The 13307-nt window shown below is 73.1% G+C and carries 12 protein-coding genes and 1 tRNA gene; 5 read left to right on the forward strand and 8 right to left on the reverse strand.

Annotated elements, in window-relative coordinates; translation table 11 throughout:
- Positions 1–22: 22 nt before the first annotated feature.
- A complete protein-coding gene (gene ugpC, locus D1J60_RS19045) occupies positions 23–1099 on the reverse strand; it encodes a sn-glycerol-3-phosphate ABC transporter ATP-binding protein UgpC (RefSeq protein WP_125821893.1) in 1077 nt (358 codons plus the stop codon).
- Positions 1100–1383: 284 nt separating this feature from the next.
- Between ugpC and D1J60_RS19050 the strand changes: the two genes are divergently transcribed.
- A tRNA-Thr gene (locus D1J60_RS19050) sits at positions 1384–1457 on the forward strand.
- Positions 1458–1543: 86 nt separating this feature from the next.
- Here D1J60_RS19050 and D1J60_RS19055 read toward each other — a convergent pair.
- A complete protein-coding gene (locus tag D1J60_RS19055; RefSeq protein WP_125821894.1) occupies positions 1544–2923 on the reverse strand; it encodes an FAD-binding oxidoreductase in 1380 nt (459 codons plus the stop codon).
- Between the two features lie 144 nt (positions 2924–3067).
- On the opposite strand from D1J60_RS19055, the gene D1J60_RS19060 reads away from it, so the two are divergent.
- Entirely contained in the window at positions 3068–3544 is a 477-nt protein-coding gene (locus D1J60_RS19060) for a GNAT family N-acetyltransferase (RefSeq protein WP_125821895.1), read from the forward strand.
- Between the two features lie 37 nt (positions 3545–3581).
- Positions 3582–4259 carry a pentapeptide repeat-containing protein gene (locus tag D1J60_RS19065; protein ID WP_125821896.1) on the forward strand — a complete coding sequence of 226 codons (678 nt, stop codon included), beginning with the start codon at positions 3582–3584 and terminating at the stop codon, positions 4257–4259.
- Positions 4260–4326: 67 nt separating this feature from the next.
- Here the strand turns inward: D1J60_RS19065 and D1J60_RS19070 are convergent, their stop codons facing one another.
- From D1J60_RS19070 to D1J60_RS19085, 4 genes are all read right to left on the reverse strand, one after another.
- Positions 4327–6168, reverse strand: a complete 1842-nt coding sequence (locus D1J60_RS19070; protein ID WP_125821897.1) for a serine/threonine-protein kinase — start codon at positions 6166–6168, stop codon at positions 4327–4329.
- Positions 6169–6283: 115 nt separating this feature from the next.
- Positions 6284–6787: a hypothetical protein gene (locus D1J60_RS19075; protein ID WP_125821898.1), complete on the reverse strand. Its 504-nt coding sequence runs from the start codon at positions 6785–6787 to the stop codon at positions 6284–6286.
- An 88-nt stretch (positions 6788–6875) separates the two neighbouring features.
- Positions 6876–7961, reverse strand: a complete 1086-nt coding sequence (locus D1J60_RS19080) for a M4 family metallopeptidase (protein ID WP_125821899.1) — start codon at positions 7959–7961, stop codon at positions 6876–6878.
- Positions 7962–8352: 391 nt separating this feature from the next.
- Positions 8353–9582 carry a serine hydrolase domain-containing protein gene (locus tag D1J60_RS19085; RefSeq protein WP_125821900.1) on the reverse strand — a complete coding sequence of 410 codons (1230 nt, stop codon included), beginning with the start codon at positions 9580–9582 and terminating at the stop codon, positions 8353–8355.
- A gap of 224 nt (positions 9583–9806) precedes the next feature.
- Here D1J60_RS19085 and D1J60_RS19090 point away from each other — a divergent pair, with 224 nt between their 5' ends.
- Entirely contained in the window at positions 9807–10574 is a 768-nt protein-coding gene (locus D1J60_RS19090; protein ID WP_125821901.1) for a helix-turn-helix domain-containing protein, read from the forward strand.
- Here the strand turns inward: D1J60_RS19090 and D1J60_RS19095 are convergent.
- The gene (locus D1J60_RS19095) at positions 10571–11194 is read right to left on the reverse strand and encodes a response regulator transcription factor (protein WP_007265532.1); all 624 of its coding nucleotides are present in this window, start codon (positions 11192–11194) and stop codon (positions 10571–10573) included. The genes D1J60_RS19090 and D1J60_RS19095 overlap by 4 nt on opposite strands.
- Positions 11191–12333, reverse strand: a complete 1143-nt coding sequence (locus D1J60_RS19100) for a sensor histidine kinase (protein WP_241253580.1) — start codon at positions 12331–12333, stop codon at positions 11191–11193. The genes D1J60_RS19095 and D1J60_RS19100 overlap by 4 nt, the downstream gene beginning before the upstream one ends.
- A gap of 428 nt (positions 12334–12761) precedes the next feature.
- On the opposite strand from D1J60_RS19100, the gene D1J60_RS19105 reads away from it, so the two are divergent.
- Positions 12762–13292, forward strand: coding sequence for a heme-binding protein (locus tag D1J60_RS19105; RefSeq protein ID WP_125603215.1), 531 nt, complete (start codon positions 12762–12764; stop codon positions 13290–13292).
- Positions 13293–13307 lie beyond the last annotated feature (15 nt).

Genomic DNA, 13307 nt, shown 5'->3' on the forward strand with positions numbered 1-13307 from the left:
GCGGAACGCCCCTGCCGGTCACTCAGTTGGACAGCCGTGCACCGGTCGACGTCGAGAAAACATGGATCTCGTCCGGACGCGGCACGACGTGCAGCGAGGAGCCCTTCTCGGGCACCTGGCGGCCGTTGACGCGGACCACGAGGTCCTGGCCGTCGCGGCTGCCGTACACGTAGCCGTCGGCGCCCAGCTCCTCGACGACGTTCACGGTGATCGTCAGACCGCCGGTGTCGCCGATGTCGAAGTGCTCGGGGCGCACGCCGACGGTGACGGTCTTGTCGCCCGAGCCGGCGGCGGCGGAGAGCGCCTCGCGCGACACCGGGACCACGCTCTCGCCGAACTTCACCCCGCCGTCGGTGATCGGCACCTCGACGAGGTTCATGGCGGGCGAGCCGATGAACCCGGCGACGAAGAGGTTCGCCGGCCGGTCGTACATGTTGCGCGGGGTGTCGACCTGCTGGAGCAGGCCGTCCTTCAGCACGGCCACGCGGTCGCCCATGGTCATGGCCTCGACCTGGTCGTGGGTGACGTACACGGTGGTGATGCCGAGGTCGCGCTGGAGCGCGGCGATCTGCGTACGGGTGGACACGCGGAGCTTGGCGTCGAGGTTCGACAGCGGCTCGTCCATGAGGAACACCTGCGGCTTGCGCACGATGGCCCGGCCCATGGCGACGCGCTGGCGCTGGCCGCCGGAGAGCGCCTTGGGCTTGCGGTCGAGGTACTGGGTGAGGTCCAGCATCTTCGCCGCCTCCTCCACCTTGCGGCGGATGGTGGCCTTGTCCTCGCCGGCGATCTTGAGCGCGAAGCCCATGTTGTCGGCGACGGTCATGTGCGGGTAGAGCGCGTAGTTCTGGAACACCATCGCGATGTCCCGGTCCTTGGGCGGCAGGTGCGTGACGTCGCGGTTGCCGATGCGGATGGCGCCGCCGTTGACGTCCTCCAGGCCGGCGAGCATGCGCAGCGAGGTGGACTTGCCGCAGCCGGAGGGGCCGACGAGGACGAGGAACTCGCCGTCCTCGATCTCCAGCTCCAGCTGGTCGACGGCGGGCTTGTCGCCGCCCGGGTAGAGGCGGGTCGCCTTGTCGAAGGTGACAGAAGCCATGGTGATGAATCCCTTCTACCGGCAGGAACGTGCCGGACGATCCGAGTGGAAGGTCTAGTCCAGTCGACTGGACTCCGCCCGACGCTACCTGGCGGTACGGCTCCTGTCAGCAATCTGACGGCCCGGATTGCGTGCGGGCACGCCGGCGCCTTGGCGTGGCGGGCGGAGCACCGCCTGGCCCGGGCCCCGTCATTACGGGTGCGGATCAATGTGATGGCTCGGGGAATCGGGCGCTGTGTAGAGTGATGGCGGCTCCACGCGCAGTAGGTCGCGGGTGGTGTTGTGCCGCCTTAGCTCAGTTGGCTAGAGCGCTTGACTTGTAATCTTGAGGTCGTCGGTTCGATTCCGACAGGCGGCTCCTTCCCAGGTCAGATGGCATCTGATCGAGGGAATTCGTACAGAAGCGGAAGGCCCCGGGTGATCACCCGGGGCCTTTTGCGTGCCTCAGGCGCGGCCCGAGATGTGGTTGGCCAGGCGGGCCAGGGGGGTCGTCGTGGGGCGGTGGGTGGCGGATTCGTGGTGGTCCGCCTTGCGGTAGGCGGCGTAGAGGGCGTGGACGCCGAGCCAGCGGAAGGGTTCCGGCTCCCAGCGGCGGACGCGGTGGTGGACCCAGGGGAGGGAGGTGAGGTCCGTGGGGTCGCCGAGGACCAGGTCGCGCAGGGTGCGGCCGGCGAGGTTGGCGGTGGCCACGCCGGAGCCGACGTAGCCGCCGGCCCAGCCCAGGCCGGTGCCGGCGTCCAGGGTGACCGTGGCGCACCAGTCGCGGGGGACGCCGAGGACGCCCGACCAGGCGTGGGTGATCGGGGTGCCGGTCAGCTGCGGGAAGAACGTGAAGAGGAGGTCGCGCAGGGCGGTGACGGTGGCCGGCTGGGTGCGGCCGTCGTTGTCGGTGCGGGAGCCGAAGCGGTACGGGACCCCGCGGCCGCCGATCGCGATGCGGTCGTCGGCGGTGCGCTGGGCGTACATGTAGGCGTGGGCCATGTCGCCGAGGAGCGGGGCGTCCTGCCAGTTGAGGTGCTTCCAGACCGAGGGCGGGAGGGGGGCGGTGACGATCATCGAGGAGTTCATGGGGAGCCAGGTGCGCTTGTGGCCCTTGAGGGCGGCGGTGAAGCCCTCGGTGCAGCGCAGGACGTAGGGGGCGCGGACGGTGCCGTAGGGGGTGACGGCGCGGCGGGGGGCGATCTCGGTGACCGGGGTGGCTTCGTGGATCACGACGCCGAGGCGGTCGCATGCGTCGGCGAGGCCGCGGACGAGCTTGAGGGGGTGGACGCGGGCGCCGTGGGGGGTCCAGCTGGAGCCGACGGCGTCGGCGACGTCGATGCGGGCGCGGGTGGCGGGGGCGTCGTACAGTTCGCGTCCGGTTTCGCCGAAGGAGAGCTCGGCGGCGTGGAAGGCCTTCAGTCGGGCGAGCTGGGCGGGGGTGCGGGCGACCTCGAGGACGCCGCCGCGGTGGATGTCCGCGTCGATCCCTTCCTTCGCGGCGACGTCGATGACCTCCGTGACCGTGTCGTTCATGGCGAGCTGGAGCCGACGGGCGGCTTCGTGCCCGTGCAGGGCGGCGTAGCGGTCGCGGCCGGCGATGCCGTTGTAGAGCCAGCCGCCGTTGCGGCCGGAGGCGCCGTAGCCGCAGAACTTCTGCTCCAGGACGGTGACGCGCAGGTCCGGGGCCGCGCGCTTGAGGTAGTAGGCGGTCCACAGGCCGGTGTAGCCGCCGCCGACGATGACGACGTCCGCCGTGGCGTCGGTGGTGAGGGGGGCGCGGGGCGGCTGGTGGGCCGTCGTGCCGGTCGCGTACCAGAAGGAGATGCCGCCGTTGATCGTCATGGGGGAGTTGGTACACGGGGTCCCGCGGGGGTGTCCAGGTACCGGATGTCGTGGCCGGGGGCCGGTTGCGCGGCGGGATGTTCGGTGTGCGGGCGGGGTGGTCCGGCGTAGGGGGAGTTTGACGACAGACCCTAGGGTGGCGCCATGATCCGTGCCGCGGTGGTTGATGACGTTGCCGAAATCCACTCCATGATCCGGGAGTTGGCCGAGTACGAGAAGGTGCCGCACGAGGCGCGCGCGACGGAGGAGCAGTTGCGCGGGGCGTTGTTCGGGGAGCGGCCGGCGGTGTTCGCGCACATCGCGGAGAGCGGGTCCGGGGAGGTGGTGGGGTTCGCGGTGTGGTTCCTGAGCTTCTCGACCTGGCGGGGGGTGCACGGGATCTACCTCGAGGACCTGTACGTACGGCCGGGCGCGCGCGGCGGCGGGTACGGCAGGGCGCTGCTCGCGGAGCTGGCGCGGACGTGCGTGGAGCGCGGGTACGAGCGGCTGGAGTGGTCGGTGCTGAAGTGGAACGCGCCGACGATCGGGTTCTACGAGGCGCTGGGCGCGCGGCCGCAGGACGAGTGGTCGGTGTACCGGCTGACGGACGGGGCGCTGGCGCGGCTGGGCGGGGCGGGTTAGCCGGGGCGTTGTCGGTGCGGTGGGCCACGATGGGCGCATGGCGCGGAACGAGCGGGCGAAGGTGAAGGTGGCGCAGGCGCGGCGGCCGGAGGTGCGGCTGCCGGAGCTGGTGGTGTGGGGCGGTGGGGGGCTGGAGCCGGACGGGGATTACGACGGGCTGGAGTTCGCGGACCTGGACCTGGGGGCGGAGGACGGGACCGGGGCGCGGTTCATGGACTGTGCGCTGCGACGGTGTGCGCTGGACGGGGCGCGGTTGCCGAAGGCGCGGTTCCTGGACGCGGTGCTGGAGGGCGTCCGGGGTGTGGGGACGGACCTGTCGGGGGTGACGCTGCGGGACGTCGAGCTGGTGGAGGCGCGCCTGGGCGGGGTGCAGTTGCACGGTGCGGTGCTGGAGCGGGTCCTCGTGCGCGGCGGCAAGATCGACTATCTGAACCTGCGGGCGGCGCGCCTGCGGGACGTGGTGTTCGAGGGGTGCGTGCTGGTGGAGCCGGATTTCGGGGGTGCGGTGCTGGAGCGGGTGGAGTTCCGGGACTGTGTGGTGCGGGGGGCGGATCTGACGGGCGCGCGGCTGGCGGACGTGGACCTGCGGGGGGCCGTGGAGCTGGGGATCGCGCGGGGGGTGGAGGCGCTGGCGGGGGCGGTGATCAGCCCGGGGCAGTTGTTCGAGCTGGCTCCGGTGCTGGCCGCGCACCTGGGGCTGCGGGTGGTGGGGTAGCGGGTCCGGCCCGTACGGACGGGGGTCGTACGGGCCGGGCGCCGCCGGGGGCGGTGGGGCGGTGGCGTCAGTGCTTCTTCGGGTCCTCGGCGTTGCGCCAGACGGTGAGGTCGACGGTGATGTAGTTGCTGGCGTCCTTGGCGTCGGACTTGCCGCGGTAGGTGAGGACCGCGATGTGTCCGGCGTTGCTGAGCACGCAGATCTCGGAGCCGTTGGTGAGCTGGTCGAGGCCGATCTTCTCGGCGTAGCGGGTCTCGGTGCGGCAGGTTTCCAGGGAGCCCTTCTGGGCGTTGTTCAGGACGACGAGCTTGCCGTTGGCGGTGCCGACCTTGGTCTCGCCGAACAGGGAGTCGCGGTAGTAGAAGAAGTCCCCGCCGTTGTAGAGGACGCCGTTGCTGCCGCCGGTGACCGGGCGCGGCGGGTTGTCGGCGAGCATGACCTGGTAGTTGGCCGTGATGTCGATGCCCTGGTAGGTGGCCGGGGTGGGGTCGGGCCGCTTCTGGTTCTTGTTCTGGTTCTGGGCGGCCGAGCTGCCGGGGGCGGGGGTGGTGGCGGCGCCGCGGTCGCCGGCGGCGCTGCTCCCCTTGTCCTTGGCGGAGCCGTCCGGGAGCAGGGAGACGATGACGGCGATCCCGATGAGCCCGCCGATGACGGCCCCGGCGATGACCCGCCCGTTGGGCCCGGACTTCGGCGGGGTGGCGGGCGGGTAGCCCGGCTGGTGGAGCGGGGGCGGGGTCGGGTAGCCGGGGGCGGCGGTCGGGTAGCCGGGCGGCGGGGTGGGGTAGCCGGGCGGGGGCGTCTGGTAGCCGGGCGGCTGGGTGGGGTGGCCCGGGGCGGCCGCCGGGGGCGCGGGGGCCGTCTGGGTGGGCGCGTACGCGGGGGCCGGCGGCCGGAGCGGGTAGTCGGCGGGCCGGGCCGGCGCGGTGGGCGGCTGCGCGGGGGCGGAGAGTTCGGTCGGGGTGGGTGCGGCCGAGGGCTGCGGGGGCGGGGTCCTGGCCGGTTCGGGCAGCCGCAGGCGTTCGGTGATGGAACCGGCGACGGCCTTCGGGAGCCAGTCCTCGCCCTGGCGCAGCGGCGCGGGGGAGATGGCGTGGCACGTCTCGATGATTTCGGAGAGGCTGGGGCGCCCGGCGGGGTCGCGGCTCAGGCAGCGGGCCACGAGGGGCTTCAGCTCGGCGGGCAGGGCGCTGAGGTCGGGGTCCTCGTGGACGATGCGGTAGAGGATCGCGTGCGAGTTCCCGTCCCCGTAGGCGGGCGCGCCGATCGCCGCGAACGCCATGATCTGGCCGAGGGCGAAGACGTCGGTGGCGGCGGTGACCGTGCCGGTGGAGGCCTGCTCGGGGGCCATGAAGGCGGGCGTGCCGACGCTGACGCCGCTGCTGGTGAGGGAGGTGGCGTCGGCGGCGCGGGCGATGCCGAAGTCGATGACGCGGGGGCCGTCGGAGGCGAGGAGGACGTTCGCGGGCTTGAGGTCGCGGTGGACGATGTCCGCGCCGTGGATGACCTGGAGGGCTTCGGCGACGCCGATGGTCAGCAGCAGGACGCTGCGCAGCGGCAGCCGGCCGTGGACGGAGACGGCGTGCGCGAGGGAGGGGCCGGGTACGTACGCGGTGGCCAGCCAGGGCTGCGCGCCGTCGGTGTCGAAGTCGATGACGGGTGCCGTGTACAGGCCCTGGACCCGTTGGGCGGCGCGTACTTCCTGCTGGAACCGCCGCCGGAACTCGGCGTCCTCGCTGAACTCGGGCCGGATCACCTTGAGTGCGACGGGCCGCCCGCCGAGCGTGTACGAGAGGTACACCTTGCCCATGCCGCCCGAGCCGAGCACGGCGCTGAGCCGGTAGCCGCCCACCGTGGCGGGGTCGTCCTGTCCGAGCGGCTGGAAGAGTTCGGCAGGATGCGTGTCGCTCATGAAAAGTCCGTCCCCCATCAGGCAGTTCAAAGCCTGCCGACGCCTGAAGCCAACCGGGAGAGGGTAGCCGACACCTTCCCCGGCGGGCCGTCGGCCGTGGTGGGACGGGCGCGTCTCAGGCGGGGACGCGGGGGAAGCGGGACTGGAGCGTCCAGATGACCGGGTTGTCGCCGAGTCCCTCGTGCATGTCGACGAGGTCGGCGATCAGGTCGTGGAGGAAGTCGCGGGCCTCGCGGCGCAGCAGGCGGTGGCTGAAGGTGAGGGGTTCTTCCTCGGGGGCCATCCAGTCGGCTTCGATGTCGACCCAGCCGAAGCGGCGTTCGAAGAGCATGCGGTCGGCGGACTCGGTGAAGTCGAGTTCGGCGTACTGGCGGTTGGCGGAGCGGCTGCCGCGGGGGTCCTCGTCGAGCTGTTCGACGATGTCGCACAGCGCCCAGGCGAAGTCGAGTACGGGTACCCATCCCCAGGCTGTGGACACTTCCGTGTCCTTCTCGGTGTCGGCGAGGTAGACGTCGCCGCAGAACAGGTCGTGGCGCAGCGTGTGGACGTCCGCGGAGCGGTAGTCGGTCTGCGGGGGGTCGGGGAAGCGCCGGGAGAGGGAGTAGCCGATGTCGAGCACGCTCCCGATGGTGTCACGGGTGCGCCTCTCCCGGCGCGGGGGGCCTTGCGGGGGTGGTGGTGCCGTCCGCGTGGTGGTGCCGTCCGGGTCAGCGGACGTTGACGGCGGTCCAGGCGGCGGCGACGCGGGCGGTCTCGGGGGCGGAGGGGCCGTAGAGGTCGGCGGCGGCGCGGAGGGTGGCGGTGCGGGCGCCGGCGTAGTTGGTGGTGGAGCGCATGTGGAGGGTCAGTGCCCGGTACCAGATGCGGGTGGCCTTGTCGCGGCCGATGCCGAGGAGCTTGGAGCCGTCGTGGGTGGGGGAGTCGTAGGCGACGCCGTCGATGACCTTGGGGCCGCTGCCTTCGGCGAGGAGGTAGTAGAAGTGGCGGGCGGGGCCGGAGCCGGCGTGGGGGTCGAGGGCGGCGATGTCGGACGACCAGTAGTCGCGGGAGACGCCGTCGGCGCTGGGGCGGTCCATGCGGCGGGGCGGGCCGTCGAAGACGCGCTCGCCGAGGAGGTAGTCGCCGGGGTCGGCCTTGTTCTCCGCGAAGAACTCGCCGGCGGTGGCGAGGATGTCCGAGGTGCCCTCGTTGAGTGCGCCGGGCTCCCCGCTGTAGCCGAGGCGGGCGGTGGAGGCGGTCAGGCCGTGGGCCAGTTCGTGGCCGACGACGTCGAGGGAGGTCGGCGGGCGTCCGGGGGTGGTGCCGTCGCCGTAGGTGACGCAGGCGCAGCTGTCGCTCCAGAAGGCGTTGCCGAAGCCGCTGCCGTAGTGGACGCGGGAGGTGGTGCCGGCGCCGTCGCCGCGGACGCCGTTGCGGTTGAAGGCGGCCTTGTAGAAGTCCCAGGTCATGGCGGTGGCGTAGTGGACGTCGGCGGCCGCGGTCTGGCGGTGGGCGGGGGTGCCGTCGCCCCAGGTGTTGTCGGCGTCGGTGAAGGGGACGCCGGGGTTGTCGGTCTGGTTGAGGGCGTCGAGGGTGCGTTGGCCGCCGCGGGTGGGGTCCTGGAGCTGGTAGGCGGTGGGGGTGGTGCCGGTGGAGGTGGTGCCGAGGGGGACGGTGGCGGAGTACTGGGTGATGCCGGTGCCGGTGGCTGCGCCGGTTCCCGCTGTGGCGGGGGTGGTGGAGGCGAGGGCGGCTGCGCCGAGCAGGGCGGCGGCGGTGAGGGCGAGGCGGCGGGGGCGGTGGGGGTGTGACACGCGGGCTCCTTCGCGGTTCGCGGTTCGCGGTGGCCGGGGTGGTGGCCGGGTGACGGCGGGGCGAGCGTGTCATCGGGGGGTGGGGGTGGGGGAGGTGTGCGGTGGGGGGTTGTCCGAAGAGCGGGGCGGAGTGTCCGGATCCGGGCCCTTGCTCTGGCCGGGCGGGGAGGGGGTGGGGCCGGGTGGGGGCCGCTGCGCGGGGCCGTCCCCTACCCGCCCTTCCACCGTTCCCCGGGCTCCGCCCGGACCCGCGCCTCAAACGCCGGCGGGGCTGGAGGGTCCCGGGCTGGGCCCGGGCCCGCTTCTGGGGGCTCCGCCCCCAGACCCCCGCGCCTCAAACGCCGACGGGGCTGGAGGGGCCGGCGGGGCTGGAGGGTCCCGGGGGGTGGGGTCAGTTCTCCAGGGCCTGGTAGGTCGTGGTCCAGAAGTCGTGGATGACCCGGGCCGGGGCCGGGTTGGTGAGGCCCACCTGCATGAGGAGGATGCCGGTGAGCTGGTTGTGCGGGTCGGCGTAGGCCGAGGTGCCGGTGCCGCCGTCCCAGCCGAACTGGCCGACGGGCGCGTAGTCGCCGCGGTAGGTGCGGACCGCCATGCCGAAGCCCCAGCCGCCCTGCTGGCCCTGGCCGAAGGACACGTGGACGCTGTTGCGGGCCAGGGCGGAGCGGGTGGCCTCCTGCTCGGCCGTGAGGCTGTTGGTGGTCATGAGCTCGACGGCGGGCCGGGACAGGATCCGCTCGCCTCCGTGCGTGCCCTGGTTCAGCAGCATGCGGAAGTACGCGTGGTAGTCGTCGACGGTGGAGACCAGCCCGCCGCCGCCGGACTGGAACGCCGGGGGCGCGCTGTAGCGGCCGCCCGCGGCCTCGTCCCACACGTGGAACTCACCGGTCTGCGGGTCGGGGGCGTAGCTGGGAGGAAGCCGGTCGATCTTGTCGGCGGGCACGTGGAAGCCCGTGTCCTTCATGCCCAGCGGGTCGAGGACCCGCTCGCGCAGGAACGTTTCGAACGGCTTGCCCGTGACCCTGGAGACGAGGACGCCGAGCACGTCGTGGCTGATGTGGTACTGCCACTGCTCTCCGGGCTGGCGCATCAGGGGGAGCGTGCCCAGGCGGCGCATCCACTCGTCCTGCTCGGGTGCGGGCTCGCCGCCCTGGGTGAAGACGCCCCGTTCGAAGAGGGCGGCCGTGATCGGGGAGCCCATCGCCGTCAGGTCGATGCCGAGTCCGAAGGTGGAGTTCAGCAGGTCCCGTACGGTGATCGGCCGCCGGGCGGGGACGGTCTCGTCCAGCGGGCCGTCGATCCGCGCCAGCACCTGGCGGCCGGCGAGTTCGGGCAGCCACTGCTCGACGGTGTCGTCCAGCCGGATCTCGCAGTCGTCGACGAGGGCCATCGCGGCCGCCATCGCGACGGGCTTGGACGTGGAGGCCATCCGGAAGATCGTGTCCCGGCGCATCGGGGCGCCGCCGTCGTGGCGCATGGTGCCGATCGCCTCGACGTGCGTCTCGTCGCCGCGGCTGACGAGGGCGACGAGGCCGGGGATCCTCCCCGATTCGACGTGCCGGGTCAGCACGTCGCGCATCTTGCGCAGGCCCGCCTCGGTGAAGCCGTTCTGTCCCATCGTCATGTCTCCCCGTGAGTGTTTGAGAACCGCTGAACTCGCTCGAAGCTACATTGCGTTTATGGATGCGTCAACGAACTTTTGGGGGGTGATTTTGCTGGTGGTGATGGAAGTTGGGGTAAGTGTTGCAATGGTTCTGGGGGTGAACGCAATGGGGTGTCGGAGGGTGGATTGCAATGGGGTGGGGGTGGATGCATACTGCGGCTGTCGACGAGGGGAGACGAGCACCGATGCCCGGAGGACGGCTCACCGGCGAGGAACGCCGGCACATCGCCACCTGGCTGGCCGAGGGCCTCGGATACGCGGAGATCGGCCGCCGGATGGCCCGGCCCGCCTCGACCGTCATGCGGGAGGTCACCCGCAACGGTGGCCCCGGGGGCTACGGCGCGGACCGGGCTCAGGAGGCCGCGCGGCACCGTGCGCGGCGGCGCAAGGAGGTGCGTCCGGCGGCGCCGCCGGTTCCCGACGCCGGTCACGGGCGGGACCCGCGGGCGGTGCGGGAGTTCACCGAGTCCTTCACCGGGCTGCTGGCCGGGCAGGGGCTGCCGCCGATGGTCTCCAGGGTGCTGGCCTGCCTCTACACCACCGACTCGGGCGCCCTCACCGCCGCCGAGCTGGTCGAGCGGCTCCACGTGAGCCCGGCGTCCGTCTCGCACGCCGTCGCCTGGCTCGAAGGGCAGGGGATGCTCAGGCGGGAACGGACTCCCGGGGCGCGCCGCGAGCGCTACGCCATCGACGACCAGCTCTGGCTGCGGTCGCTGCTCTCGGCCGCGCAGATGAACGACGTCCTGGTGGCGGCGTCGCAGCGCGGGGCCGAGATCCTCGGGGCCTCGACTCCGGCGGGGGCCCGCTTCGAGTCCTCCGTCGAGCTGCTGACGCTCGTGAACGAGTCCCTGCGCGGGGTCATGGAGCAGTGGCGGCTGAGGCTGGCCGAGCGCGCCGCGGCCGGGGCCGCGGACGCGGGCCCGGGCACGGCTGCGGACGCGGACACGGTCTAGGAGGGCAGCAGGCGCTGTTCCTTGGCCACCGCCACCGCGCCCGCGCGCGTGTCGACGCCGAGCTTGTCGTAGATGCGGCCCAGGTGGGTCTTGACGGTGGCCTCGCTGATGAACAGCGCGCGGGCGATGTCGCGGTTGCCCAGGCCCCGGGCCAGCTGCCCCAGGATGTCGAGTTCGCGGTCGGTGAGGGTGGGCCGCGTACCGCGCATGTGGGCCATGACCCGGCTCGCGACGGGTGCGGACAGCGTGGTGCGGCCGGCCGCCGCCGAGTGGATGGCGGCGAACAGTTCCTCGGGGCGTTCCGCCTTCAGCAGGTAGCCGGTCGCGCCCGCGCCGATCGCCCGGGTGATGTCCGCGTCCGTGTCGTACGTGGTGAGGACCAGGACGTGCGGCGGGCCGGGGAGGGCGGTGATGCGGCGGGTGGCTTCGACGCCGTCGATGCCCTCGCCCAGCTGGAGGTCCATCAGGACCACGTCCGGGCGGAGTTTGGCGGCCAGCGCGACCGCCTCCTCGCCGCTGCCCGCCTCGCCGAGCACCTCGATGTCCGGCTCGCTGCCGAGGAGCGCGAGGAGTCCGGCGCGGACCACCACGTGGTCGTCGCAGAGGAGGATCGTCGTCATCCGGCGGGCTCCAGGGGGATCGAGGCGGAGAGGACGGTGCCTTCGCCGGGGGTGGATTCGATCGTCAGGCTGCCGCCCAGCTGGCGCACGCGGGCGCGCATGGCCGGGAGGCCGTGACCGCGGCCGGGGTCGGAGGCGGCGGCGGTGAAGCCGGCGCCGTCGTCCGCGATGTCCAGGACCACCTGGTCGCCGAGGAAGCTCAGGGTGAGGGCGGCGGTGTGCGCGTGGGCGTGCTCGCGGATGTTGGCCAGGGCGCCCTGGGCGATGCGCAGGAGGGCCGACTCGGTGCGGTCCGGGAGGAGGGCCGGTACGCCCTCCAGGTGGAAGCGGACCTCGACGCCGGGCCCGGCGTCCAGCGCGCGCAGGGCCTCGGCGAGGCCGGCGCCGTTGTCCAGCTCGGGCGGGGCCAGGTCGTGGACGAGGCGGCGGGCCTCGGCGAGGCCGCGGGCGGCGATGCCGTTGGCGGTGCGGACGTGGGCGCGGGCGGTGGCCGGGTCGCTGTCCCAGGTGCGGTCGGCGGCCTGGAGCAGCATCTGCTGGCTGGACAGGTGCTGGGCCAGGGTGTCGTGGATCTCCATGGACAGCCGCTGCCGTTCGGCGAGGGTGCCTTCGCGGCGTTCGGTGGCGGCGAGTTCCCGGCGGGTGCGGATCAGGTCGTCGATCAGCGCGCGCTGGGCGCGGGCCTGGCGCTCCATGTGGACGAAGACGGCCGTGGCGAGGGCGGCGATGGCGGGCGGGGCCAGCAGGAGGTTGGGGTCGAAGGCGGTGGAGAGCTTCATCTGGGCCGCGACGACGAAGACGGTGAGTACGGCGACCAGGGCCACGGCGGCGCGCGGGGGGAGGGTGCGCAGGGCGGTGAAGAACAGCGGTACGGCGCACCAGGCGAAGCTCGGGGCGAGCACGACGAGGACCACCCAGGTGGCGACGACGAGCCCGAGCCAGAGCCTGCGGCGCAGGGTGGGGGCCGGCCGGTCGGTGGCGTGGGCGGCCTGGGTGACGCCGACGGCGGGGCCGAGGACGTACAGCAGGGCGAGGGCGATGCCGAGGGAGATCACCCAGGGGGTGCGGGGTTCGCCGGGGTGGCGCAGCAGGAAGCGGGCCACCGAGGCGCCGAGCAGGAGGAAGAACGCCGTGTGCATGACGGTGGCGAGGGTGCGGGTGTCGGGTGCCCGGGTCACTGCGTGGCTCCTGGGGGTGGGGCTGTGGTGTCCATACTGCCTCTGCCCTGGCCGGGCGGGTACGGGTGTCCCGCTGCGCGGGGTTCCCTGGGGGCTCCGCCCCCAGACCCCCGCGCCTCAAACGCCGGCGGGGCTGTGAACAGCCCCGCCGGCGTTTGAGGCGACGGGCGCGGAGCGCCCGTACGGGGTCCGGGGCGGAGCCCCGGGGAGCGGGCGAAGGGCGGGTAGGGGACAGCCAAGCGGGCGGCCGGGCCCGCCGCATCGGCCGATCGGATGACCCCCGGGTCAACCGGTGCGGTCGCCGGGCTCAGCCGGTACGGGGACGGCCCGGGGCGGGGGGCGGGGCGAGGCTTGGGGGGAGCCAAGCCGACGACCCACCAGGAGCTGACATGAACACCCGCACCCGCGTCCTCACCGGCACCGCCCTCGCCGTCGTCCTCGGCGCCGGGACCTTCGGCGCCGTCACCGCCAGCGCCACCCCGGCCGCGCCGGCCAAGAAGGACTCGGACAAGAACTTCACCACCTCCACGCACCTCACCATCGGCGCCGCCACCCGTGCCGCGCAGGCCGCGCTGGAGGCCGCGGAGAAGGAGAACCAGAAGGTCACCGTGGCCGTCGTCGACCGCAACGGCAACACGATCGTCACCCTGCGCGGCGACGGTGCGGGCCCGCAGTCCTACGAGTCGGCGCAGCGCAAGGCCTTCACCGCCGTGTCCTGGAACGCCCCGACCTCCGTCCTCGTGGGCCGCCTCGCGCAGGCCCCGAACCTGAAGGACATCCCCGGCACCCTCTTCCTGGGCGGCGGCGCCCCTGTGCAGGCGAACGGCGCCCCGGTCGCCGGCATCGGCGTGGCCGGCGCCCCGAGCGGCGACCTGGACGAGAAGTTCGCCAAGGCCGGCGTGGAGTCCCTGCAGCAGTGAGTGCGGGCTCCGCTC

The organism is Streptomyces sp. W1SF4 (assembly GCF_003950035.1).
GTDB classification, from domain to species: domain Bacteria; phylum Actinomycetota; class Actinomycetes; order Streptomycetales; family Streptomycetaceae; genus Streptomyces; species Streptomyces racemochromogenes.

Coding starts and splice junctions, on each gene's coding strand:
- D1J60_RS19060 (WP_125821895.1), top strand. CDS start 3,068: ATGATCCGTGCCGCGGTGGTTGATGACGTTGCCGAAATCCACTCCATG.
- D1J60_RS19070 (WP_125821897.1), bottom strand. CDS start 6,168: ATGAGCGACACGCATCCTGCCGAACTCTTCCAGCCGCTCGGACAGGAC.
- D1J60_RS19100 (WP_241253580.1), bottom strand. CDS start 12,333: ATGCACACGGCGTTCTTCCTCCTGCTCGGCGCCTCGGTGGCCCGCTTC.
- D1J60_RS19065 (WP_125821896.1), top strand. CDS start 3,582: ATGGCGCGGAACGAGCGGGCGAAGGTGAAGGTGGCGCAGGCGCGGCGG.
- D1J60_RS19090 (WP_125821901.1), top strand. CDS start 9,807: ATGCCCGGAGGACGGCTCACCGGCGAGGAACGCCGGCACATCGCCACC.
- ugpC (WP_125821893.1), bottom strand. CDS start 1,099: ATGGCTTCTGTCACCTTCGACAAGGCGACCCGCCTCTACCCGGGCGGC.
- D1J60_RS19105 (WP_125603215.1), top strand. CDS start 12,762: ATGAACACCCGCACCCGCGTCCTCACCGGCACCGCCCTCGCCGTCGTC.
- D1J60_RS19085 (WP_125821900.1), bottom strand. CDS start 9,582: ATGACGATGGGACAGAACGGCTTCACCGAGGCGGGCCTGCGCAAGATG.
- D1J60_RS19055 (WP_125821894.1), bottom strand. CDS start 2,923: ATGACGATCAACGGCGGCATCTCCTTCTGGTACGCGACCGGCACGACG.
- D1J60_RS19095 (WP_007265532.1), bottom strand. CDS start 11,194: ATGACGACGATCCTCCTCTGCGACGACCACGTGGTGGTCCGCGCCGGA.